The sequence below is a fragment of the Amycolatopsis roodepoortensis genome (genome assembly GCF_014873915.1).
GTDB lineage: Bacteria > Actinomycetota > Actinomycetes > Mycobacteriales > Pseudonocardiaceae > Amycolatopsis > Amycolatopsis roodepoortensis.
In genome coordinates this window covers 2,156,188-2,179,724 of record NZ_JADBEJ010000005.1, presented here as the reverse complement: position 1 = coordinate 2,179,724, position 23,537 = coordinate 2,156,188, and the positions used below count along the sequence as shown (strand labels likewise).

At 69.0% G+C, this 23,537-nt stretch carries 20 protein-coding genes and 2 pseudogenes; 10 read left to right on the top strand and 12 right to left on the bottom strand.

Annotation, left to right across the window (positions count from 1 at the left end; translation table 11 throughout):
* Window positions 1–83: 83 nt before the first annotated feature.
* The 6 genes and pseudogenes from H4W30_RS29665 to H4W30_RS44765 form a co-directional block, all read right to left on the bottom strand.
* The gene (locus tag H4W30_RS29665) at window positions 84–794 is read right to left on the bottom strand and encodes a hypothetical protein (RefSeq protein ID WP_192745810.1); all 711 of its coding nucleotides are present in this window, start codon (window positions 792–794) and stop codon (window positions 84–86) included.
* Window positions 791–2,593: a carbamoyltransferase family protein gene (locus H4W30_RS29660; RefSeq protein WP_192745809.1), complete on the bottom strand. Its 1,803-nt coding sequence runs from the start codon at window positions 2,591–2,593 to the stop codon at window positions 791–793. Before H4W30_RS29660 ends, H4W30_RS29665 begins: the two co-directional genes overlap by 4 nt.
* A 20-nt stretch (window positions 2,594–2,613) precedes the next feature.
* On the bottom strand, window positions 2,614–3,891 hold the full coding sequence (locus tag H4W30_RS29655; RefSeq protein ID WP_192745808.1) for a hypothetical protein: 1,278 nt from the start codon (window positions 3,889–3,891) through the stop codon (window positions 2,614–2,616).
* Window positions 3,888–4,148, bottom strand: a complete 261-nt coding sequence (locus H4W30_RS44775; protein ID WP_378234213.1) for a hypothetical protein — start codon at window positions 4,146–4,148, stop codon at window positions 3,888–3,890. The genes H4W30_RS29655 and H4W30_RS44775 overlap by 4 nt, the downstream gene beginning before the upstream one ends.
* Before the next feature lie 57 nt (window positions 4,149–4,205).
* Window positions 4,206–4,784 (bottom strand): annotated as a pseudogene (locus tag H4W30_RS44770) (ATP-grasp domain-containing protein); the annotation flags it as partial.
* Window positions 4,785–5,171: 387 nt separating this feature from the next.
* Window positions 5,172–6,122, bottom strand: a pseudogene (locus H4W30_RS44765) (glycosyltransferase family 2 protein); the annotation flags it as partial.
* Window positions 6,123–6,442: 320 nt separating this feature from the next.
* Between H4W30_RS44765 and H4W30_RS29645 the strand changes: the two are divergent.
* Genes H4W30_RS29645 through H4W30_RS29630 form a run of 4 tightly spaced genes read left to right on the top strand, consistent with a single transcriptional unit; the run spans window position 6,443 to window position 10,327 of the window.
* On the top strand, window positions 6,443–7,168 hold the full coding sequence (locus tag H4W30_RS29645) for a hypothetical protein (protein ID WP_192746862.1): 726 nt from the start codon (window positions 6,443–6,445) through the stop codon (window positions 7,166–7,168).
* Window positions 7,168–8,271: a hypothetical protein gene (locus H4W30_RS29640; RefSeq protein ID WP_192745806.1), complete on the top strand. Its 1,104-nt coding sequence runs from the start codon at window positions 7,168–7,170 to the stop codon at window positions 8,269–8,271. Before H4W30_RS29645 ends, H4W30_RS29640 begins: the two co-directional genes overlap by 1 nt.
* Complete coding sequence (locus H4W30_RS29635; protein ID WP_192745805.1) at window positions 8,268–9,311, top strand: GNAT family N-acetyltransferase; 1,044 nt, start codon at window positions 8,268–8,270, stop codon at window positions 9,309–9,311. Before H4W30_RS29640 ends, H4W30_RS29635 begins: the two co-directional genes overlap by 4 nt.
* On the top strand, window positions 9,305–10,327 hold the full coding sequence (locus H4W30_RS29630) for a GNAT family N-acetyltransferase (protein ID WP_192745804.1): 1,023 nt from the start codon (window positions 9,305–9,307) through the stop codon (window positions 10,325–10,327). The genes H4W30_RS29635 and H4W30_RS29630 overlap by 7 nt, the downstream gene beginning before the upstream one ends.
* Window positions 10,328–10,603: 276 nt before the next feature.
* On the opposite strand, the gene H4W30_RS29625 is transcribed toward H4W30_RS29630, so the two are convergent.
* A complete protein-coding gene (locus H4W30_RS29625) occupies window positions 10,604–11,278 on the bottom strand; it encodes a TetR/AcrR family transcriptional regulator (RefSeq protein WP_192745803.1) in 675 nt (224 codons plus the stop codon).
* Between the two features lie 109 nt (window positions 11,279–11,387).
* On the opposite strand from H4W30_RS29625, the gene H4W30_RS29620 reads away from it, so the two are divergent.
* From H4W30_RS29620 to H4W30_RS29600, 5 genes are read left to right on the top strand one after another with little or no spacing between them, the layout of a single operon-like run.
* The gene (locus H4W30_RS29620; RefSeq protein WP_192745802.1) at window positions 11,388–11,798 is read left to right on the top strand and encodes an SgcJ/EcaC family oxidoreductase; all 411 of its coding nucleotides are present in this window, start codon (window positions 11,388–11,390) and stop codon (window positions 11,796–11,798) included.
* Window positions 11,795–12,151 (top strand): hypothetical protein, encoded by a 357-nt coding sequence (locus H4W30_RS29615; protein ID WP_318780689.1) that lies wholly within the window; start codon window positions 11,795–11,797, stop codon window positions 12,149–12,151. Before H4W30_RS29620 ends, H4W30_RS29615 begins: the two co-directional genes overlap by 4 nt.
* Before the next feature lie 29 nt (window positions 12,152–12,180).
* The gene (locus tag H4W30_RS29610; RefSeq protein WP_192745801.1) at window positions 12,181–12,981 is read left to right on the top strand and encodes a siderophore-interacting protein; all 801 of its coding nucleotides are present in this window, start codon (window positions 12,181–12,183) and stop codon (window positions 12,979–12,981) included.
* A gap of 10 nt (window positions 12,982–12,991) precedes the next feature.
* Window positions 12,992–14,227 carry a serine hydrolase domain-containing protein gene (locus tag H4W30_RS29605; protein WP_192745800.1) on the top strand — a complete coding sequence of 412 codons (1,236 nt, stop codon included), beginning with the start codon at window positions 12,992–12,994 and terminating at the stop codon, window positions 14,225–14,227.
* Window positions 14,228–14,236: 9 nt separating this feature from the next.
* Window positions 14,237–15,466 (top strand): styrene monooxygenase/indole monooxygenase family protein, encoded by a 1,230-nt coding sequence (locus tag H4W30_RS29600; RefSeq protein ID WP_192745799.1) that lies wholly within the window; start codon window positions 14,237–14,239, stop codon window positions 15,464–15,466.
* Here H4W30_RS29600 and H4W30_RS29595 read toward each other — a convergent pair.
* A complete protein-coding gene (locus H4W30_RS29595) occupies window positions 15,442–16,905 on the bottom strand; it encodes an alpha/beta hydrolase (protein WP_192745798.1) in 1,464 nt (487 codons plus the stop codon). The genes H4W30_RS29600 and H4W30_RS29595 overlap by 25 nt on opposite strands.
* A 174-nt stretch (window positions 16,906–17,079) precedes the next feature.
* Between H4W30_RS29595 and H4W30_RS29590 the strand changes: the two genes are divergently transcribed.
* Window positions 17,080–18,567 (top strand): FAD-dependent monooxygenase, encoded by a 1,488-nt coding sequence (locus H4W30_RS29590; protein WP_192745797.1) that lies wholly within the window; start codon window positions 17,080–17,082, stop codon window positions 18,565–18,567.
* Window positions 18,568–18,620: 53 nt separating this feature from the next.
* Here the strand turns inward: H4W30_RS29590 and H4W30_RS29585 are convergent, their stop codons facing one another.
* The 4 genes from H4W30_RS29585 to H4W30_RS29570 are packed head-to-tail and all read right to left on the bottom strand — an operon-like array spanning window position 18,621 to window position 23,370.
* Window positions 18,621–19,610, bottom strand: a complete 990-nt coding sequence (locus H4W30_RS29585) for a TIGR03842 family LLM class F420-dependent oxidoreductase (RefSeq protein ID WP_192745796.1) — start codon at window positions 19,608–19,610, stop codon at window positions 18,621–18,623.
* A 10-nt stretch (window positions 19,611–19,620) separates the two neighbouring features.
* Complete coding sequence (gene hydA / locus H4W30_RS29580; protein ID WP_192745795.1) at window positions 19,621–21,006, bottom strand: dihydropyrimidinase; 1,386 nt, start codon at window positions 21,004–21,006, stop codon at window positions 19,621–19,623.
* Window positions 21,006–21,848, bottom strand: coding sequence for a nitrilase-related carbon-nitrogen hydrolase (locus H4W30_RS29575; protein WP_073846488.1), 843 nt, complete (start codon window positions 21,846–21,848; stop codon window positions 21,006–21,008). The genes hydA and H4W30_RS29575 overlap by 1 nt, the downstream gene beginning before the upstream one ends.
* On the bottom strand, window positions 21,799–23,370 hold the full coding sequence (locus H4W30_RS29570; protein WP_192745794.1) for an NCS1 family nucleobase:cation symporter-1: 1,572 nt from the start codon (window positions 23,368–23,370) through the stop codon (window positions 21,799–21,801). The genes H4W30_RS29575 and H4W30_RS29570 overlap by 50 nt, the downstream gene beginning before the upstream one ends.
* Window positions 23,371–23,537: the final 167 nt, after the last annotated feature.

The window sequence follows — 23,537 nt, the reverse complement described above, 5'->3', positions numbered from 1 at the left end:
CTTTCGAGACATCCAATGTCCTGAAAGTGGCTTTCGCGACATGCGCCGGCATAACGGGGCCGACGGGCCAAGCCACGACTGACCTATGCCTCGCGCGAGGTCGAAGCGAACCCCAGCGCCCGGTCCACCCACCGGCCGACCGGCAGCGCGACCACGACCGCCGCCAGCACCAGGTGCACCAGCATGAACATCACCGCGACCGGAACGCTCGGCGGCCCGCCGAGGAACACGATCATATGCGAAGCCCACTTCAGCTCGGTCGGCTTCGTCCCGGCCGCCCAGACGTCGTTGAGCGCCCAGAACGTCAGGTCGTTCGCGCCCGAGATCACCACGAGGATCGCCGCGATCCCGGTCTTGAGCACGTTCGCCGTCCGGCCGCCGCCCAGCCGGTACGCCATCAGCCCGAACAGGACGATGAACGTCACGATGAACAACTCGAACTGGTACACCGGCTGGAAGGCGTTCTCGTCGGTGGCGGCGTTCCTGGCGAACGCCTGGATCCGCATGATCAGCTCGGTGTCCAAATAGGACATGTAGACGAACACCGCGAGCACGATCAGCGCCGGGCCCCATTTCGTCCGCGGGAAGAGAGCCACCGTGGCGACCGCGAACACGAACGGGCACAGTTTGAACGCCCAGTCGACGACGTTGTCCAGCGTCTGGTCCGGCGGCAGGATCACCATGATCAGCAGCGTGGTCGCCACGGCCGGGACGGCGGGCACCAGCCACAGCCATTTCCGCCGCCGGTAGAGCGCGGGAACCCAGCCGTCGGTCTCGGGCAGTGTCGCGGTCACAGGTCGTCCTTCTCTGCCCAGAACGGCCCGAGGGCGAGGGCGTCGACGTCGGTCTTCAGGTAGCAGGCCACCGCGTCGGCCGGGCTGGCGACGATCGGTTCGTTGTTGTCGTTGAACGAGGTGTTGACCACCATCGGCACACCGGTGATCTTCTCGAACTCGCTGATCATCCGGTAGTACAGCGGGTTGTCCGATTCGGTCACCGTCTGCACGCGGGCGGTGCCGTCGACGTGGGTGATGGCCGGGACCTCGTCGCGTTTGTCCGGCAGGACGTCGAACACCAGCAGCATGACCGGCGACGGATAGTCGCTGACGAACCAGTCGCCCGCGCGCTCCGCCAGGCACGACGGCGCGAACGGCCGGAACGCCTCGCGGTGCTTGACCTTCTCGTTCATCCGCGTCTTCGAGTCGGGGTCGCGCGGGTCGGCCACCAGCGAGCGGTTGCCGAGCGCGCGCGGCCCGCACTCCATTCGCCCCTGTACCCAGCCGATGATCTTGCCCTCGGAGATCTTCTTCGCCGTGTGCGCGGCGATGTCGTCGACCTTGGTGTAGCGGACCCCGGCGTCCTGCAGCGCCAGTTCCATCTCCGCCTCGGTGTAATCCGGGCCGGTGTAGGTGTAGCCGTCGCGGGGGCGCGGCTTGCCGTACTTGCCGACGGACACCTCCAGCGCCGAGCCGAGCGCGCAGCCGTCGTCGGCCGCCGCGGGCTGGGCGAAGAAGTCCTCGAACGGCGTCTCCAGCAGGATCCGCCCGTTCATCACGCTGTTCAGTGCGACACCGCCCGCGACGCACAGCCGCCGCGATCCGGTTTCCCGCTGCAGCCAGCGCGCGATGTGCAGCCCGGCCTCCTCCAGGGTGACCTGCAACGCGTAGGCGACGTCGCAGTAGTGCTGCGGCACCGGGTTCTCCGCGGTGACCCGGGTCTTGGGCCGCGCCGGGCCGAACAGGTCGGTGAACTTCTTCGACATCACGTGCTTGCCGGTGCGGTGGTGGCCGAAGAAGCTCAGGTCGAGCTCGTAACCGCCGTCGTCGTCGAGGTGGATCAGCTGCTTGAACGCGTCGACGTAGGTGTCGTTGCCCAGCGGCGCCAGCCCCATGATCTTGCCTTCGTCACGGGTGGGGTAGAAGCCGAGGTAGCCGGTGACGCCGGCGTACATCGCGCCGAGCGAGTGCGGGAACTTGATCCGCCGGATGTCGATGATCCGGTTTCCCTTGCCGTGGCCCAGATAGGTCGCGGTGCCGTCGCTGCCGATCCCGTCGAAGGTGAGCACCGCCGACTCTTCCCACGGCGAGATGAAGTACCCGCTGGCGGCGTGCGCCTTGTGGTGGTCGACCAGATGCGTCTTGAACTTCGTCGGGCCGGTCCAGCCGACGGCCTCCTTCACGTCGCGTTCGAGGGTGAAGGACCGCTTGATGTGCGCGAGCACCGCGCCGCCGACGTGATAGTCGTCGACGCCTTTGCCGCCACCGGTCTTGAACGTCTCCACCATTCCCGCCGAGGAGCCGCCCTCGTCGCCGTTCTGGTTGCGGAAGACCTCCAGTGTCGCGGGGAAGTACTTCGCGAACACCTTCGCCGCGTGGATGCCTTCGCGCCAGCGCTGCCAGTAGTAGGCGACGTGGTCGACGTCGGCGAGGGTGATCCCGCCGCGCTCCAGGCAGAACTTGATCGCCTCCGCGGGGAAGTCCCCGTCGTGCTTCTTGCGGGTGAAGCGTTCTTCTTCGGCGAACGCGATGATCTCGCCGTCGCGCACGAGCGCGGCCGCCGAGTCGTGGACCCTGCTGATTCCCAGTACGTACATTTCCTTCTCCAGTGCGACGTTCAGAGTTCGGGGTGGTGACGGCGCAGCAGCCGCCGGAGGACGAATGCCCGCGCGCCGATCGCGAAGACGAGGGCGGCGAACCCGCCGACCGGCCCCATCGCCGGGACGAGTGCGATGGCGGCGAGCGGGGTGGCGACCAGGCCGGCGATCGACGTCGACGCGGTGAGCGTGAGGACCTTGCTGTTGGTGTTCTCGATCAGGAAACCCGCGTAGAGCTGGACGGCGAACAGCACCGTCTCGGCCAGGACGAAGACGCCGAGGACCAGGTACGCGCCGACGGTGTTTTCAGCGGTCAGCACCGCGCGGGCGGCCGGGATCACGAGGGCGACGCCCACCAGGCCGAGGAACGCGAGCGAGCCTCGTTCGACCAGCTTGAGCAGTTCGACCGCGCGTGCCCGGCCCGCCGCCGCCCCGCTTCCGCGCAGCCGCGCCGAAATTGACGGCTGGTGTACTCGGAGCTGGTAGAACAGCAGCGAGCAGAACGCGCTGCTCGCCAGCAACGCGACGTAGAACGGTCCACTGTCGACGGTCCGGCCCGCCAGCGCCAGCACCCCGAACACGGTCGACGTCGCGAGTACGTCCAGCACCTCGGTCATCCCGAGCAGGACGGTGGTCCGCCCGAACGCGGGCAGGAGCCGGTGTCCCTCGATCCGGTGGACGCGCAGCCACTTCCTCGGCAGCAGCGCCGCGGAGAAGCCGAGGATCAGCAGGATCCCGCCCACCAACAGGCCGAGGTGGGTCAACGGCGACCAGCGGACGAACCAGGTGCCCACCGTCACGGCGCCGACCACCAGTGCGCCCGCGGTGAACGCCAGAGCGTCCAAAGTGGACTTTCCGGTGAAGCGGTGCAGGCCGGAGACCGTCATCAGCAGGCCGCCGGAGATCGACCAGCCCGCGGACGTCAGGTACAGCGCGGCGTCCGAGTCCGGCGCGACGATCAGCGCGACCGCCATCGCCGCCAGGACCACCAGTACCGGGACGACTGCGACGCGGATGGCGAGCGCCGCGACCGCGTCCCGCGTCATTCGCAGCCGGGGCAGGCATTTCAGCGCCGACTTCTCCGCCGCGGACGGCACGAAGTGGAGCCAGGTCATCAGCCCGAGCGCGGTGGCGAACCGGCCGTAGTCGTGCGCGCCCCACGCGGTGATCAGCACCAGGCCCATCGCCTGGATCGCCAGCCGGAAGACGCCACGCCCGGCGAGCAGCCGGAGCGTCATCGACGGCTTCGGCGCCGCGATCGACGCGGTGCCGTCACCGGTGAGCGAGGTTCCGGTCAAGGGAGCGGTACCGCCATCCCCTGCTCGTCGAGCAGGAACTTCAGCGTGCCGCGCAACTCGTCCTCCGCCGCGAGCACCTCGGGCACGGTCGGCGCCGAAAGCACCGCGTACCCCATCTTGTAGCCGGCCTGCTCGTACGGCTTGACGTAGGAGTCCTGCTCCGCGAACAGCTCCAGGTTGTGGACCGCGGGCATGGCGCGGACCTCGTCCACGCCTTCGATGCGCACGATCCGGCCGCCGCGGTCGGAGGCGAGGATGTGGATGAGCGTCGGCCGCGGGTCGCGCGGCGAGAGTACGACCTCGTCGCCGGTCGCGGCCGCGATCCCCGCGGCGATCAGGTCCACGCCGGTGCTGTGCTCGATCGCCTCGGCGAGACCGTTCCCGCCCATCCGGGCGCCCATCTCGATCAGGTAGAACTTCCCGTCACGGCCGAGGACCGCGTCGAGGGTGAGCGGCCCGGTGCGGTAACCGAGTTCCCCGCACAACGCGGCCAGCATCACGGGCAGCGCGCGGTCCACCACCGGCGGCAGCCCGGCCGGCAGCAGATGGGACGCCGTCACGAAGAACGGCGGCGGGGTCAACGTCCGGCGGGTGACCGCGTGGAACACGATCCGGCCGTCCACCACGAGCGCTTCGATCGTGTAGTGCGAGCCGTCGAGGTGTTCCTCCACCACGAGCTTGCCCGAGGGTGAGAACGCGAGCGAGTCGGCGAAAGCGGTGGTCAGGCCACCGGGGCTCGCGCACGAGACGACACCGCGGCTCCCGGAGGAGTCGACCGGCTTCACCAGCGTGGGGAACCGCAGCTGCTGCGCGGCGAGCGCGAGATCCGGGCCCGGCTTCCCGCCGACACTGCGGTAGGTCGGCAGGCGCAGCCGGTCACAGAGTTCCCGGAAGACCGACTTGTCGACCGAAGCGGCGACGGCGGCCTCGGGCAGCGGGTCCGGCAGGCCCCAGTGCCGGGTGAGCCAGGCGAGCGCGGGCAGCCCGACGTCGCTGGCGGGGCAGAGCACCCCGGCGATGTCGTCCCGTCCGTCGAGCGCCGCCGCGATCTGCTCCGGCGCGCGGACGCTGACCTGGACGAACTCGTCGGCCAGCGCCACGGCGGGCGCGCTCGCGCGGACGTCCACGCAGATCGTGCGGAAACCGAGTTCCCGCGCCCGGTGGTACGTGCTGACCGAACCGTCGGCACCGCCCAGGATCACCAGGCTTCGTGCGGCCGCCGTGTCTTCGGTTTTCTTCACTCCCGCTTGCCTTTCCCCAGGATGGATCTCGGCCATGGCCGAGGCGTAGAGCCGGTCGTCCTCGTCGACCGGGAAGTTGGCCTCCCTGATGTAGAACTGCCGTGGCCGCGGCTGTCCCGCGCCGACCACGACCAGGTAGCGGACGGTCAGCGCGAGCACCGCGAGCAGCACGGAGAACAGGACGAACGTCAGCGCCGAAGCGGCGGTCAAGCCGAGAAGCCCGGTGGCGGCGGCGATCCCGGCGAGTACCGAGATCCCGGCGGTCAGCATCGCCGTACTCGAAGCCACCGTCGTCAGCCGCCGGGTGAAGCCGACGAACAGCTCGATGGCGTGCGAGGAAAGAAAACCGAAGCCCACTTTGGACTCGCCGCGTTCACGGGCCCGGTGTGCCACCTGGACCGTCGTGTAGCGGCTGGTCAGCCTCGGCACGGTGGCGAGGAAGTACGGGGTGCCGAGCCGGAGATCGACGATCTTGCGCGCGAGCTCCGTGCGCACCAGGCGGAACGCCGTCGCGCCGGGCGGGATCTCGATACGCAGCACACGGCGGCCGAGGAAATGGAAGGCGGCGGTGCCCCAGCGCCTTGGTAAGGGATCTTGTCTATTGGTGCGAACACCGAAAACGGCGTCGTTGCCCGCCTCGGCCGCGGTGATCAATTTCCCCGCTTCGGAAGCGGGAAACTGCTGGTCCGCGTCGATGTGCAGAAGCCACGGTTTCCCCGCGTACCGATAACCGGCGGAAAAGGCCGCCTCGAAGCCGAAGTTCCTGGTGAAGGACACGTACCGCACCCGAGGGTCGGTGTGCGCGAGCGCCCGGATGACGTCCAGCGTCCCGTCGGTGCTCCCATCGTCGACATAAAGCAGTTCGAGTGGGAGATTTCCCAACTCGGCGACGATCTCCCGGTAGGAGGGCTCGACGTTGTCGACTTCGTTGAAGCACGGGACGACCACGGTGAGTCCACTCCGTGTGGGTCCGGGTATCGACCAGCTCATCTGGCGAATCCCTGCGGTGAGTGCGCTATCGTGTTCGCAGCGTCACGCGTTGTGTTTTCACGATTCATGAGTCCCCTTGCCCCAGGCGCCGGCAGGTCGTGCCGGCTCGAAAGTTCCCGTGTTATAGGCAGACTCGCTTTGTTCCCGCCAGCGGAATCCGCAAGTTCGTCCTTTCAGCTCAGTCGAAAAGATGGGAAGTCGGGCGAAAACCGGATGAACCTGGCGCGGGGTATTCCCAAACCGGCATCGATGACGCAAGCTTGCGCGCCATGTGGACAGTGGGGGTGAGTGCCGCCTGGCGTGCCGCCTACCGGCGGTCCGTGCGGTCGGCCTTCGCGACGGTGCCGTTCTACCGGGAGCGCTGGGCACTCGACGGCAGAACGGATCCCGTGCTGGTGCCGGGTCGCACCGGGACGGATTCCGGTGCGGCGCCGCTGGCCGAGGCGGTGCACAAGATCGTCGACTTGGTACCGCTCGCCGGTGGCGCACAACGGATCGACCCGAGCCGCGGCCTGGGTCCCGTGCTGCGTAAGGCACGTTCGGTGACCGGGGACGCACTGGTCGTCGTGCTCGGCGGTGACGAGGTGCGGGCGCCGGTGGACCTGCCGCGCGGAGTGCGCTGCTGTGTGGTGGATCCCGACGTGCCGGCGCCGGGTGTCCTGGCGGAACTGTCGGCCGAGCTCCGCCGCGGTCGCCGCGTGCTCGCGATCGGTGACGACAAGCAGCTCGCCGTGTTCGCGGCGGCACTGCCCGAGGACCGTGCGTACCGGGTCGAATCCGTACCGCGACGAGAACTGGACACAATGGACTCCGGCCCGTACGGGGTGCTCCACGATCCGGCGCTGGGCTACCTGGGCGCGATCGGGGAATGCGGTCGCTGGCATCTCGACTGGCTCCGCGTCTACGCGCGCCCGACGACGGGCGGTCTCGCCTTCACGCTGCTGCGTCAGGAATCCCCGCGGTTCGTGGACGTGCTCCCGGCGGGCGGCGTCCGTGGTGAGATCGCGCCGTGCCCGCGACACGGGACACCGGTCGTGCTCACGTGATGGCGACGACGAAGGTGGCGGCACGGAGCACCACGTTCGACGTCGAGGTGCTCGATCCGAGAAGCGCGGCCGAACCCGAAGGCTGGAGCGGGTTCCTGCGGCGGGCGCGGTTGTGGCCGGTGTGGGAGTACGACGTCCTGCGCCGGGAAGCCTGGATGGCGAAGAACCCCGCGGTGCTCGCGGTGCTCCGCCGGAACGGGACGATCGTCGGCGCGTTCACCGTGATGGTGTGCCGGAGCTGGCGGGCGGGTGACTTCGCGCCGCTGTCCGTCCCGGGTGGACGGTTCCGCCCGCGCTGGGCGGAAGCCTACCTCTGGCAGCTCAGCGGGTATCCCGCCGGGGTGCTCGACGAGCGGCTGGACGAGACCGAGCGGCGGGAAGTGGTCCGCCGGTTCGAACGGGCACTGTGCGACCACCTCGGCCCGGGGCTGCTGGGCTTGATCTATCGCGCCATGAATCCGGAGCTCCTTCCGGCACTGGAAGGCCGCGGCCGGATGTCCCGCGAGATCGACCCGGCCGCGGTGCTGACCAACGAGTACTCCACCGTGGACGAATGGGAACGGTCGCTCGACGACGAGATCCGGAAGACGCTGCACGACCTGCGTGAGGACGGTGACCTGCGCACCGAGGCGGCGACGGCCCGCCGGGATCTGGACTGCCACGAACTCGCCGTGCTGCTGAACGCCCACCGGTCCAGGCAGGACGACCGCGCCTGGGCCGGCGGTCAGCGGTCGCGGTTCGGCGGGCTGCACATGGACACCCGGAGCCCGATCGCACCGTCCTATCTGGACGCGATCGTGCGCCGTCCGGACGTCGTCACCCGTACCTACCGCGACGGATCCGGGCGGCTGCTGGGATTCGGCACGGTGTTCGATGCCGAGGACGGCTGCGCGCTGCACCAGTGGGCCGCGCTGCCGAGCGCGGGCGGCGGACGGAAAGGGCTCTATGTCGACTTCTACGCCAGGGCAGTGGAGCACATGATCACGCATCGACGCCCCGAATTGACCGCCGGCCGGGCGATGCTGGAGAACAAGACCGCGCTCGGCTTCGGTACCAGGCCCCTGGTGTCGGTCGCCGTGCCGAGACCGGTGCTGGGCCGATGAGCTGGGAAGTGCGGGTGCTCGACCCGCGGACCGACCCCGAACCCGAGGGCTGGGCGGGATTCCTCGCCGCGCAGCAGGCACCGGTGCCGTGGGACTACGGGTTGCTGCGGGTGGAGTCGCGTTTTTCCCGCAGCCCGAACGTGCTCACCGTGATCACCGACGGAGGCGAGATCGTCGCCGCGGTACTGGCGATGCTGTGCGCCCCGGTCTCGCCGGACCGCCCCGGTGCCGTGCGCGGCGTCGCGCGGCTCGGACCGCGCTGGGTCGAGGTGCAGCACGCGTGGCTTTCCGGATACCCGCCGTGGCTGTTCGCCGACGGTGTCGACGCCGCCGACCGGCGGGAGATCATGCGCCGGTTCGAGCGTGCCGTGTGCCGCTTCACCGGGCCGGGGTGCCTGGGCGTCCTCTACCGGACAGTCGAGCCGGAGTCGCTCGACATGCTGACCGGACGGGGCAGGCCCGTGCGCGACACGATGCCGACGTCGGTGCTGGAGAACCGGTTCGTCGACGTCGACGGGTGGCTGGCGTCCCTGCGCCGGAGCAGGCGACTGAGCCTGCGCAGCCAGTCGAAGAAGATCGCGGCCGACCCGGGAGTGATCGTCCGCACCGAGGCGGGCCGCACCGACCTCGACGCACTGGAGCTGGCCACCATGCTGCGGGAGCACCGTGAGCGGATGGGACCGGTGAAGTTCGACTGGCGCGGTCCGGTCACCGCCGAATACCTCGGCGAACTCGTGCGCAGACCGGATGTGATCACCTCGACCTACCACGACGGCGAGGGCAGGCTGCTCGCGTTCACCAACGTGCTCGACCATCCCGTCGTGCCGCTGCACCAGCATTGGGCCGCGCTGGCCCCGGAAGAGGGACGGCCGAAGCATCTCTACTTCGAGGCCGTCGTCCGGAATGTGCGCTACATGATCGAAGGCAACCGGAAGTCGCTGTCGATGGGGCGAGGACTGACCGACCTGAAGGCGACGCTGGGTTTCCAGCCGGTTCCGCTGCTCGGGGTCATCGTGCCGAGACCGGTGACGCGATGGTGATCGAGGTGCTGGACCCCCGCCGCGATCCGGAGCCCGCGTACTGGAAAGCGTTGCGGGCCAAGGCGGGACTGCGTGCGGACTGGAGCTGGGAGGTGCTCACCACTCAGGCGTGGGCGGCGCGCACCGAGCAACCGGTCACGGTCCTGCTCGAAGCCGGTGAACCGCGGGGCGTGGTCAGCTCCGCCTGGGTCACCGGACTCACCCGGCGGTACCGGTTCGCTCGCCCGGTGGGGCGAGGCCGGTTCGGCGGGCTCGACGTCCGCTCGCCCGGTTCGGGGGCGATGCCGGGCTGGTGGTTCGACGACGCGGCCGAGGACGGCGGCGTCGGCATGCTGTTGGACTCGTTCGTCCCGGCCATGCGCGCGGAACTCGGCTTCGGCCTGCGCGCACTGCTGGTGCGGCAGGTCGGTGAGTCCGGAGTGGACAGTGTCCGCGGCCGGTTGAAGATGGTGCGCCGGACCGAGGACGTCGCCGTCCTCGACGTCACGCCGTTCTCGAGCCGGGACGACTGGATGCACTCGCTGGCCAGGAAGCGCAAGCAGAACCTGCGCAAGATCTTCCGGACCTTCGATGCCGACCCGTCGGTCGACGTGCGCGTGCGTCCTGGTGCCGAGGCCGATCCGGTCGAAATCGCGGAACTGTTGCGGTACAACGAGACCAAGCACCACGACGTGCCGATCGTGCCGCTTCCGGCGTTCGTGGGCTACCTGGGCGCGCTGCTGCGGCAACCGGACGTGCACGTCATCGAGTACCGCGAGACGGCCACGGGCCGGGCGCTCGCCGTCGCGACCCTGCTCGACCACCCGGCTTTGCCGATCGCCCGGCACTGGGCGGCGCTGCCGCCGGAACTCGGCGGGCGGCCCAATCTGTACTTCCACTTCTACGGTGAAACGGTGCGGTGGGCGGTGGAAGGCGGGCGGCCGCGGGTGGTGTTCGGGAAGAAGATGTCGGAGATAAAGACTTCGCTGGGGGCTCAGCTGGTGCCGCAGTACGCGGCCGCGGTGGCGCTGCTCTGAGCTCGGCCGGACGACACGCGTGATCGGATGGACGACACGCGTGACTGGATGGACGACGCGCGTGACTGGATGGACGACACGCGTGACTGGATGGACGACACGCGTGATCAGACGGACGACACGCGCGCGGCCTGGTTCTGCCCTGTGTCGTCCGTCTGGTCACGGCCGGGCCCGTCCGACGCTCGCCCCGGCCATGCGCCCCGAGAGATGTTGCGAAAGCCACTTTCGCAACCTTCAACGTTGCGAAAGTGGCTTTCGCAACACGTCGCCGGGTCCTCACGAAGCGGTGGTGGTCAAGCCTCGCAAGAAGAGATCGATGGCGAACTCGAAGCGTTCCTGCGCGGTCTCCGCGGTGAAGTACTCACCCGAGGCCAGCAGGTTCGGGAAGGCGCCGGGCGGGAACGACGTCATGTACTCGACCATCCGCTTGCCACGTTCCTCCTGTTCGGCCAGGTCGATGTCGCCGTGTTGCCAGCCGGCGCCTTCGTAGGCGAAAGCCTTGGCGTAGAGCCATAACGCGTCCGCGGCGAACAGGGCCCGCTTGAGATCGAGGCCACCCGCGCGCAGCACCGCGAGCATCGCTTCGGCTTGTTGCAAGGCGTTCGCGCCGACCGGCACGGGGATGGCCCACGCGATCTTGGCGATCCCCGGGACCGACGTCAGCGCGCGAACGTTGTCGCGCAGCAGCTCTTTCGCCTGCTCGACCCAGCGTTCCGGATCGGGCTCCGGGAACGGGCCGAAGGCGAGGACGTGGTCGACCATCAGCTCGTGGAGCTCTTCCTTGTTCGCCACGTGGGCGTAGAGCGACGCCGGGCCGGTCTCCAGCGCCTGGGCCACGCGCCGCATGCTCACCGCCTCCAGTCCCTCGGCGGCGAGGAGGTCCAGTGCCGTCTTCACCACGAGTTCCTGGGACAGCACGGGTTTCTCGGCGCGACGCCGGGGCCTGCTCACTTCGTTCGCCTCCTGGTCCGGGGTTCGCCGGGAACTCTACTTGACGCGAACACCGTTCGCCTGTAGAACAGTGTTCGTCAAACGAACAGTGTTCGTCCAGGAGGAAGTCATGACCGATCGACAGACCGAAGTCCTCGCCGTGCTGGGCAAACTCGCCGACGCGTGGAACGACGGCGACGCGGCCGCGTACGCGTCGCTCTTCACCGAAGACGCCGACTACGTGACCTTCTTCGGGATGAACATGCCCGGGCGGGCGATGATCGAAAGCGCGCATCGGTCGCTGTTCGAGGGGCCGCTCAAGGGGTCGAAGCTCGGGGCGGGCGGCGAGGCGAAGGTGCGGTTCGTCCGGCCGGACGTCGCGATCGTCGTGTCCGGCGGCGGGTCGTCGCTCGCGGACGGCAAGCCGGAGCCGGGCCGCGAGTCGACGCTGACGTACGTCCTCGTAGAGGAGTCCGACGGCTGGCGCGTCGCGTCCTTCCAGAACACCCGGGTGAGCGATCCGGCCGCGAGGGCATCGTGAAGCTCCTGGTCGAGGTGTCCGGCGTGGTCCCCGCGCCGGCAGCGGAAGTCTTCACCAGGCTTGCGGAGACGCTGCGGGCCCAGCCGTACAACCCCGGCTTCGAGATGGACGCCGAACGTCGTTTCCTCGCCCAGCAGGGTGGCTGGTGGTATCGCGGCGAGTACACCGTCGAGGAGGATCCGGCCGGTGCCCGGGTGACCCACCGGGTGTACAACGTCGCCACCTGGAGCCGATGGGCGGTTCCGCTGGCGAACCGGTTCTTCGTCGGATTCGCCGAAAGGGTCGGCGAGAGCTTTGATCGGATGATGGGAGACCTCGCCCGGTCCGGCGGCGAGAGGCGTACGCTCGGTTAGGTTCACCTAACCAAGGAAAGGAAGTGTGCATGGCCGAGGCGCGGAGAGCGGTGTCGGCGACCCGGCTGCGGGTGCTGCGCACCGAGCGGATCACCCCGCACATGGTCCGGATCGTCGCCGGGGGCGAAGAGATCGCTTCGTTCCGGCCCAACGAATTCACCGACGCCTACGTCAAGGTGCACTTCCGGGTGCCCGGCGTCACCTACCCCGAGCCGTTCGACCTGGCCCGCGTCCGCGAAGAGCTGCCGCGCGAGCAGTGGCCGCGGATGCGCTCGTACACCGTCCGCGCCTTCGACGCGAACCTCGGCGAGCTGGTGCTCGACTTCGTCCACCACGGTGACGAGGGTGTCGCCGGGCCGTGGGCCGCCGCCGCGAAACCCGGCGACGAGCTGCTCATCTCCGGTCCTGGCGGGGCGTACGCGCCGGGCGAGGAGGCCGACTGGCATCTGCTCGCCGGTGACGAGAGCGCCCTGCCCGCGATCGCCGCGTCACTCGAAGCGATGCCGGCGGGTGTTCCCGTGCACGCGTTCATCCTGGTGGAGGACGCCGCCGAAGAGCAGTCGCTGACCACCAAGGGCGACGCGCGGATCACCTGGCTGCACCGGAGCCGGGGCGACGACCTCGCGGCCGCCGTCCGCGCGCTCGACTGGCGCGAAGGTGTCGTGCAGGCGTTCGTCCACGGTGAGGCCGGGTTCGTCCGGGACCTCCGGCGTCATCTGCTGGACGACCGGGGCATGCGGCGCGACCTGCTGTCGATCTCCGGATACTGGCGGATCGGGAAGACCGACGAGGCGTGGCGACTGGAGAAACAGGCCGAGCGGAACGCGTAGCCTCGGTCGCATGATCGAGCTGAAGGTGGACGTCGACCCGGCCGAGGTGGGTTTCGACGCGGAGCGGCTGCGCCGGATCGACAAGCACTTCGACGGGTATCTGGCGCGAAAGCGGCTCCCCGGGTATCTGGCCGTGGTGACCAGGAACGGGAAGGTCGCGCATCTCGCGTCGAACGGGCTGCGCGACATCGAGGCCGGGCTGCCGGTCGAAACCGACACGATCTGGCGCGTCTACTCGATGACCAAGCCGGTCACCTCGGTCGCCGCGATGATGCTCGTCGAAGACGGCCTCATCGACCTCAAGGATCCGATCTCCCGCTGGCTGCCGGAGTTCGCGGAACCGCGGGTCTTCGCCGGTGGCTCGTCGGTGAAGCAGGCGACCGTGCCCGCCACCGAACCGATCCGCCTCTGGCATCTGCTCACCCACACCGCGGGGCTCACCTACGGTTTCCACCGCACGCATCCGGTCGACGCGGCCTACCGCGAGGCGGGGTTCGACTTCGGCACCGCGCCGGGGCTCGACCTGGCGGGCGTGTCCGAGGCGATCGCGCGGCTGCCGTTGCTGTTCGAACCCGGTTCGGAATGGAACTATTCGGTCGCGACAGACATCCTCGGCAGGCTCGTCGAGGTCGTCTCCGGCCAGTCGCTCGACGTCTTCTTCGCCGAGCGGATCTTCGCCCCGCTCGGCATGCACGAGACGGGGTTCCAGGTCGCCGACGGCGATCTCGACCGGCTGGCCGCGCTCTACGTGCCGCATCCCGCCACCAAGGAGCCGTTCCGTCACGACGAGCTCGGTGCGCTCGGCCGCGTGAAGCCCTCGTGCTTCTCAGGCGGCGGCGGGCTGGTCTCCACGGCGGGTGACTTCCACCGTTTCGCGCAGATGCTGGTGCGCGGCGGCGAACTCGACGGTGTCCGGCTGCTCGGCCCGCGCACGGTGCGGCTCATGGCGACCAACCACCTGCCCGGCGGCGTCGACCTGGAGACCTGCGGCCGGACCGGGTTCTCCGAGGCGCCGTACGACGGTTTCGGCTTCGGGCTGGGCTTTTCCGTGCTCGACGACCCGGTCAAGGCGAAGACCTTGGCCAGCGCCGGGGAATTCGCCTGGGGCGGCGCGGCGAGCACCGCGTTCTGGGTCGACCCGGACGAGGACGTCACGGTCCTGTTCTTCACCCAGTTGCTGCCCTCTTCCACCTACCCGATCCGCGTCGAATTGAGGAACCTGGTGTACCAAGCCTTGCTCGACTGAGGGGGAGCCATGCGCCGGATCGTGGTGGTCGGGGCCGGACAAGCCGGACTGGTCCTGGCCTTGGGCCTGCAGCGGCACGGATACGCCGTCACCGTGGTCACCGATCGCGACGCGGAAACGATCCGGGGCGGCAGGCTCATCTCGAACCAGTGCGTGTTCCATCCCGCGCTGACCAGGGAACGCGCGCTGGGCATCAACTTCTGGGACGGGCAGGCCCCGGAGATCCTCGGCGCGTCGTTCGGGCTCGCCGGGGACTCCCCGGAGCCCGCCGTCTCGTGGCAGGCCCGGTTCGACCAGCCCGCGCAGTCGGTCGATCAACGGGTCAAGGTGTCCGCCTGGCTGACCGCCTTCGCCGACCGCGGCGGCGAAGTGCAGATCGGGAAGGTGACCCCGGACGGGCTGGACGAGTACGCCCGCGAGTTCGATCTCGTGCTCGTCGCGGCCGGGCGGGGACCGCAGTTCGACGCTCTCTTCTCCCGTGACGACGCGCGTTCCCCGCATCGTGAGCCGCAGCGCACCATCGGGATCCTGTACCTCGTCTCCGGCCGGGACGAACCGCTTCCGGTGTATCCGGGCCTGACGTTCGGGCTCTCCCAGGCCGGTGAGCTGTTCGGGTTGCCGATCCAGTCCGTGCGCGGCCCCGTCTTCGGTCTCGGGTTCTTCGGCGTACCCGGCGGCCCGATGGACGTCTGGGACGGCGTCACCGGCGTCGACGAGCACTTCGAGATCGCGATGACGTTGCTGCGCAAGCAGTTCCCGTGGGTCGAGGAGTCACTCGCCGGCGCCGTCCCCAGCGGGCCGCTGGACGTCCTGCGCGGCCGGGTCCTGCCGATCGTGCGCGACCCGGTCGGGACGCTGTCGTCGGGAGCGAAGGTCCTCGCGATGGGCGACGCCGCGGTGACGAACGACCCGATCGCCGGACAGGGCGCGAACATGGCGGCGCACGCGGCCGCGGTCTACGAACGGCGCATCCTCGGCCACGGCGACCGTCCGTTCGACGAAGCGTTCCTGCGCGGCACCTTCGCCGAATACTGGGAAAAGGCACAGCACGCGACCCGGCTGAGCAACGATCTGCTCGGACCGCCGCCGGATCACGTGCTGGCCACCCTGGAAGCCGCGCAGACGGCGCCCGAGGTGGCGCGCCGGTTCGCGAACATCTTCGCCGATCCCGTCGACTACGCCGGTTGGCTCACCGACGCGGACACCGCACGGGCCTACCTGGCGTCGAACGGCGCGTGATCCGGGGTGCACACGGTGCCGCGCGCCGGAAGGCGTCCGTGAGACAGATAGGCGTCGACAGTCGCGTCGACACAGGCGCTGCGGTTCAACGCGCCGTGCCCCCAGGCGTCCAGCGTCAGTAGCCGCGCGTTGCCGAGGATGCGTTCGGCCCGCTTCGCCCCGGCGTACGGGGTTTCCGGGTCGCCCTTGCCGTTGGCCAGCAACAGGATCGGCGCGGTCGGCCGGTTCCACGGTCCCGTGTACCGCGCCGGATCGGAGGCGGGCCAGAAGGCGCACGGCAAGGAGAGATACGCGTCGTAGGAACCGAAACCGCGGCCTTCCCGGTCGGCCGCGCGGGCGGCACGGGGCCAGGCGGCCGGATCACGCGGGTTCGCGGTGTCGGCGCAGATCGTCCCGCCGCCGCCCATCGCGGAATCGAAAGGCGTCGCGATGTCCTTCGCCGCGACAGGATTCGCCACGGACTGAAGGAATTGCGCAAGCGCGGGCGAATTGGCCTCGTCGGTCAGCGCGTGGTGGGTACGCCGGATGACGTCCTGATAGGTGACCGGCCCCGGCGACGCTTCCAGCCGGTCGAGGAGCGCGTCGTACTTGGCCCGTAAGTCCTTCCCCGGCTCGCGGAACGCGCACCGGGGGTCGGCCGCGCACGCGTCGAGGAACGCCTGGAGTGCGCGGTCCGCGTCCCGGAACCCGCCGAGCCTGATGCTGAACGGGACGTTCGCGTCCTCCGGACGGTGCCCGGTGGACCAGGCGATCGGATCGTTGACCGCGTCCAGCGCCAAGGCGCCGACGCGATGCGGGAAGAGGTTGGCGTACACCTCGCCGACATAGGTGCCGTACGAGAGCCCGTAATAGCGCAGACGGTGCTCACCGACGGCTTCGCGCATCCTGTCGAGGTCCCTGGCGACGTTCGCGGTCGACAGGTGGCCGAGTAGCGGCCCGGCGTTGCGGCCGCAGGACGCGGTGACCTCGCGGGCGTCGGCGAAATGCCGGGTCTCCTGCTCGGCGGTGATCGGGAAGTTCCCCAGGATTCGTTTGAGCGGCTCGGTTTCGGCGTCGCTGGTGAAGCAGCGCACCGGCGTGCTGGCGCCGATACCGCGCGGGTCGAAGCCGACGATGTCGAATTGCCGGTGCAGGGACGGGGTCTGGAACCTGCTGAAGCGGCCGCTGTTCCCTGGGCCGCCGGGGTTGGTGAAGAGGGTGCCGCGTTTGTGCTTCTGGTCCGTCGCGGGGAGGCGGCCGAGCGCGAGGGTGATCCGTGGGCCGCCCGGGTCCTGATAGGACAGCGGGACCTCGATCTCGGCGCAGTCGTACCCCGGTGGCGATCCGGACGGGCAGGGACCCCAGGCGAGACCCTTCGGCGCGGCAGAAACCGCGGGCGTGATCGTGACGGCGGCGAGTGCGGTGAGAGTGAGCGCAGTGGCGATACGGATTCTGGTCACCGGCCCAGCGTCCCGCCTCGCGGGCGGGCGATCCCTGGTGCTCGTACCCGGAAAAATGGTGGGGCGTACCCCTCCATGTTCAACATATAGCGCACCGGGGGGCTTGCGGCAAGACCCCGGTGGTACCGCAGAATCCTCGGCCGTAGCGAGAACAGGCCGAACAGGAGTGAAGATTTGACGGACGTCGACGTGATCATCGTGGGTGCCGGCCCGACCGGTCTGATGCTGGCCGCCGAGCTGCGGCTGGCCGGTGCGCGCCCGCTGATCCTGGAACGGCGGCCGGAACAGGGGAAGACTCCGAAGGCCCATGGCCTCAGCGGGCAGATCCTGGACCTGCTGCGTTATCGCGGCCTGCTGGAGAAGGTGCGGGGCCTCGTCACCGACCCCGTCCCGCCGCATCGTTTCCCGTTCGGTGGGGTGCACGTGGACCTCACCCGGTTCGAGGAGCCGCCGCTGAAGGCGCTTTCGGTACGTCAGCAGTCGCTGGAGCGGCTGCTGGAGGAGCACGCCATCGAGCTCGGCGCGGAAGTGCGTCGCGGGCACGAAGTCGTCGGGCTGCGCCAAGACGACGACTCGGTGACCGCCGAGGTACGCGGTCCCGAGGGGACGTACGAGGTCACCGCCCCGTACCTGGTGGGCTGCGACGGCGGACGCAGCCCCGTCCGGTCGATGGCGGGGATCGGTTTCCCCGGCACCACCTATCCCGAGGTGAACCGGATCGGGCAGGTCAAGATCCCCGACGGGCTGACCGTCCACGACAACGGCGACATCGAGACGCCGGAACTCGGCCTGATCAAGGCGGGCTTCACGCGCACCGACTCCGGCGTGTTCGCGCTCGGCTCGCTGACGCCGGGGATCCTGTTCATCCAGACCACGGAGGACGACCCCGGCGAGGTCGACGACGACGTGCCGATGACGCTGACCGAGCTCGGGGACAGCATCCGCCGCGTGCTCGGCGGCGACGTCCCGCTGGGCGACCCGGTCCGGCTCTCGCGCTACCAGTTCTCCGCCCGCCAGGCGGAGCGCTACCGCGAGGGCCGGATCCTGCTGGCGGGCGACGCTGCTCACCTGCTGCCGTCCACCGGCACGGCGATCAACGTCGGCATGTCCGACTCGGTCAACCTGGCGTGGAAGCTGGCCGCCGAGATCCAGGGACGGGCGCCGGAAGGGCTGCTGGACACCTACCACGCGGAACGGCACGCCGCCGGTGCGCGGGCGCTCCTGCAGTCCCGGGCGCAGGTCGCGTTGCGGCGCGGGCACGACGAAGCCGCCGAAGCGCTCCGCGCGGTTTTCCAGGAACTGCTGGACGACGAGTCGGCCGCGCGACGCCTGGCCTCCCACGTGGCGGGGACCGACACGCGCTACCCGATGCCGGGTTCCGGGCACGCGCTCGCCGGCACGTTCGTCCCGGATCTCGCGCTGGAGACGGACGAGGGCGCGACCAGTGTCGCCGAGTTGCTGCGGCCGGCGCGGCCGGTGCTGCTCGACCTCGCCGGGCGGCCGGAACTCCGCGAACTCGCCGAAGGACGCGTGGACGTCCAAATCGCGAAGGCCGAGGACCGGCCCGCCGACGCCCTCCTGATCCGCCCGGACGGCTACGTCGCCTGGGCGGGAGACGACGCCGACGGCCTGCGGGAGTCCCTCGCCACCTGGTTCGCGTGACGTCTCGTGAGTGGTAAGGACGGTTAGAACCGTCCTTACCACTCACGAGCCTGTCAGCGGTTGATGACCTCCGAGCCGTAGCGCTTCAGGGTTTCCTCGCGCTGGTCGTGCATCAGGTACAGCGAGAACTGGTCGACACCGAGCGAAGCCAGCTCCTCCAGTCGTTCGACGTGCGCCGAAGACGGCCCGAGCAGGCAGAACCGGTCCACGATCTCGTCCGGGACGAAATCGGTCGACGGATTGCCCGCCCGCCCGTGGTGCGAGTAGTCGTAGCCCTGCCGCTCACGGATGTAGTCGGTCAGCTCGCGCGGCACCGGCCCCGAATCGCCGTACCGCGCCACGAGATCCGCGACGTGGTTGCCGACCATCCCGCCGAACCAGCGCAACTGCTCCCGCTGATGCGCCAGATCGTCGCCGACGTACGCCGGGGCCGCGAGACAGATCGTGATCCCGGCCGGATCCCGCCCCGCCGCACGCGCGGCCTCGCGGACCGAGCCGATGGTCCACCGGGCGATCGCGGGATCCGCGCACTGCAGGATGAAGCCATCGGCGTGCTCGCCGACCGTCTTCAGTGCCTTCGGCCCGTATCCCGCCATCCACATCTCGAGCCTGCCGTTGCGGATCCACGGGATCTGCACCGGCTTGTCCCGCAACAGGACTTCACGCCCTTCGGCCAGTTCCTTGACCACGTGCATGCAGTCGCGCACGGTGGCCAAAGTGGACGGTGGCATACCGACCACCCGGTGCGCCGAGTCGCCGCGGCCGATCCCGCAGACCGTCCGGTTGCCGTACATGTCGTTGAGCGTGGCGAAGGTCGACGCCATCACCGACCAGTCCCGGGTGGCCGGGCTGGTCACCATCGGCCCCACGATCATCGACGACGTCGCCGCCAGGATCTGCGAGTAGATGACGAACGGTTCCTGCCACAGCACGCACGAGTCGAACGTCCAGCCGTAGCGGAAACCCTGGCCCTCGGCGGCCTTCATCAGCCGCACCAGGTCGCGTGCGGGCGGATCGGTCTGGAGAACAATTCCGAAGTCCACGGCCACCGCCTCAGTTCAGGTACTGGTTCAGATCGCGCGAGAGGAATTTCCCGTGCGTCGTACTGCCCGAGAAGCCGGACGGCGACACGACCACGCGGCCGCGCGAGAGCACCGTCTCGACCCTGCCGGTGATCTCCATTCCTTCGTAGGCCGAGTAGTCGACGTTCATGTGGTGCGTCTCGACCGACAAGGTCTGCTTCGCCGCCGGGTCGTAGACGACGATGTCCGCGTCCGAACCCGCCGCGATGACGCCCTTGCGCGGGTACAGCCCGAACATGCGCGCCGGGGTGGTCGAGCAGGTCTCGACCCAGCGGCCGAGGGTGAGCTCGCCCGCCACGACCCCTTGGTGCAGCAGGTCCATCCGGTGCTCGACGCCGGGGATCCCGTTGGGGATCGCGCGGAAGTCGCCGCGGCCGAGTTCCTTCTGGTCCTTGAAACAGAACGGACAGTGATCCGTCGACACCACCGAGAGATCGTTGGTGCGCAGACCCCGCCACAGATCCGCCTGGTGCGACTTCTCGCGCAGCGGGGGAGAGGCGACGTACTTCGAGCCTTCGAAATCGGGCTTCGCCAAGTCCTCAATGGACAGATAGAGATACTGCGGACACGTCTCCGCGAAGACGTTCTGCCCCTCGTTCCGTGCTTCCGCGACCGCCGCCAGCGCCTGCGACGCCGAAAGGTGCACGATGTACAGCGGCGCCCCGGTCACCTTGGCCAGCTGGATCGCGCGCGAGGTCGCCTCGCCCTCCAGCTCCGGCGGCCGGGTGAGGCCGTGCTGCACCGGGTCGATCTTCCCGGCGGCGAACGCCTGCGCGGCCAGCTGGTCGATCGCGATGCCGTTCTCCGCGTGCATCATGATGGTCGCGCCGATCTCGCGCGCCTTCTGCATGGCCAGCAGGATCTCGCCGTCCGTGGAGTAGAATACCCCCGGATACGCCATGAACATCTTGAAGCTGCCGACTCCGCCGTCGACGCAGGCCTGCATCTCCTTCAACGACGAATCGTTGACGTCGGAGACGATCATGTGGAAGCCGTAGTCGATGGCGCAGTTCCCGTCGGCCTTCTCGTGCCACTTGTCCATAGTGGACAGCAGGGACGTGCCCTTCGCCTGGACGGCGAAGTCGATGATCGTGGTCGTCCCGCCCCACGCCGCGGCCGTCGTCCCGGTGCCGAAGGTGTCGACGGAATGCGTCCCGCCGAACGGCATCTCCATATGAGTGTGCGCGTCGATCCCGCCGGGCAGCACGTACTTCCCGGTGGCGTCGATGACCGAGTCCGCGGGCCCGAGCGTGCCGGGCGCGCCGACGGCCGAGATCGTCTCGCCGTCGACGAGGACGTCCGCCGCCGAAGCGCCTATCGTGGACAGCACCTGCCCGCCGCTGATGAGGGTGGTCATCACGCCTCCGCGAGAGGTCCGTAGCTGTCGGGACGCCGGTCCCGGTAGAAGGCCCACAGATCCCGTACCTCGGCGAGCTTGCCCATGTCGAGGTCGCGGACGACGATCTCCTCCTCGGTGTCGGACGCGGCTTCGCCGACGAGCTGGCCGCGTGGGTCCGCGAAATACGACTGGCCGTAGAAGTCGTTGTCGCCCAAGGGTTCCACGCCGACTCGGTTGATCGTGCCGACGTAGTACTCGTTCGCGACGGCGGCCGCGGGCTGCTCCAGCCGCCACAGGTATTCCGAAAGGCCCCGGCTGGTCGCCGACGGGTTGAACACGATCTTCGCGCCCGCCAGGCCGAGCGCGCGCCAGCCCTCCGGGAAGTGCCGCTCGTAACAGATGTAGACGCCGATACGGCCGACGGCGGTGTCGAACACCGGGTAGCCCATGTTCCCGGGCCGGAAGTAGAACTTCTCCCAGAAGCCCTTCACCTGCGGGATGTGGTTCTTGCGGTGCTTGCCGAGGTAGGTGCCGTCGGCGTCGATCACCGCGGCGGTGTTGTAGTACACGCCGGGCTGCTCGACCTCGTACATCGGGACGACCAGCACGACGCCGTGGCGTTCGGCGACCTCCTGCATGAGCTTGGTCGTCGGCCCATCGGGGATGCCTTCGGTGTAGGAGTAGTAGTCGGTGTCCTGCACCTGGCAGAAGTACGGGCCGTAGAACAACTCCTGCAGGCAGACCACCTGCGCGCCCTGCGAAGCGGCCTTGCCGATGGCATCGACCGCGTTCGCGATCATGGACTCCTTGTCACCCGTCCACCGCTGCTGGATCAATCCGGCTCGGACCACGTCGCTCACTTGCATCCTCCTCTGTTTCGGTGGTGCGCTTGCGTTCGGGCAGGGACAGCAGCAGGTAGACGACGAAAGCGCCCGCCAGGCCGACGACCCAGTTGTAGTCGTAGAGCGGTTTCAACAGCGGGATCAGCCCGTCGGCGGGGAACGGCCCGCCGTACGCGCCGCCGACCGCGAGGACGGCGCCGACCAGCGTCGCGACCAGCGCGCGCCAGTTCCAGCCGCCGTTGAACCAGTAGATACCGCGTTCGGTGTACAGATCCCGCAGCCGCAGCTTGGTGCGGTAGACGACCCAGTAGCCGGCGACCATCACCCCGGCGACGGCGCCGAGCAGGCCGCCGTAGAAACCGAGCCACGCGAAGATGTAGATGTTCGGGTCGGAGTAGAGCCGCCACGGCTGGATGAGGATGCCGATGACGCCGGTGATCAGCCCGCCGACGGCGAAGGTGATCTTCTTCGGGAACGCGTTGGAGAAGTCGTAGGACGGGCTGACCACGTTCGCCGCCAGGTTCGCCGAAACCGTCGCCAGTACCAGCGCGATCAGGGCGACCACCACGACGACCGGGGAGTCGAACCGGTCGGCCAGTTTCGCCGGGTCCCAGATCTGCTCGCCGTAGAGGACGCTGCCGCCCGAGGTGGTCAGGATGGCGACGATCGCGATGAACGTCATCGTGGTCGGGAGGCCGAGGATCTGGCCGCGGATCTGTTTGCCCTGGCTGCCGCCGAAGCGGGTGAAGTCCGGCATGTTCAGCGAAAGCGTCGACCAGAACGCGATCATCGCCATCAGCGCCGGGGCGAACACCTTCCAGAAGTCCGGCCCCCAGCCGAGTTTCCCGGGCTCGGCCAGGATCGGGCCGAGGCCGCCCGCCTTGATCAGCACGTAGCCCAGCAGGATCAGGAAGCCGACCGAGACCAGCGGCGCCGTCCAGTTCTCGAACTTCCGGACCGCCTCCATCCCGCGCCAGATGATGAGCATCTGGATCACCCAGAACACCCCGAACGACAGCCACAGCGTCCAGTGCTGGCCGAGGACGACGGTGGAGTTCTTCCAGCCGGATCCGGCCAGCCGCCCGACGATGATGTAGATCGCCTCGCCGCCGACCCAGGTCTGGATGCCGAACCAACCGCACGCGATGAACGCCCGCAGCAGCGCCGCCAGATTCGCGCCGCGCATCCCGAAGAAGGCGCGGGCGAACACCGGGAACGGGATGCCGTACTTCGTCCCGGCGTGGCTGTTGAGCAGCATCGGGATCAGCACGATCAGGTTGCCGATGGTGATCGTGAGCAGTGCCTGTACCCAGTTCATCCCGAGCGCGATCAGCGACGCCGCTAGCGCGTACGACGGGATGTTGTGCGCCATGCCCATCCACAGCGCGAAGTAGGTGTAAGTGGTCCAGGTCCGCTTTTCGACCGGGACCGGGGCGAGTTCTTCGTTGTAGAAGCGGCTGTCCTTCAAGGACTCGACCTCGCCGAGTTCCACCCGGCCATCAGGATGCACGTGCTGCGTACCGCGTGCCGTCGGCTCCATTGCGGAATCGTGCTCGCCCGCGCCGCGCGGGTGGGACTGGCAGACTGTTCACTGTTGGTGGCGTCGGAGCGCAGACTGTCGATTGCGTTCGCGGGCTCCTGGTGCATGACCTGCGTCACACACACGGACGTAGTAATCCGGCAAACCGGCCGAAACATCTCCACAGG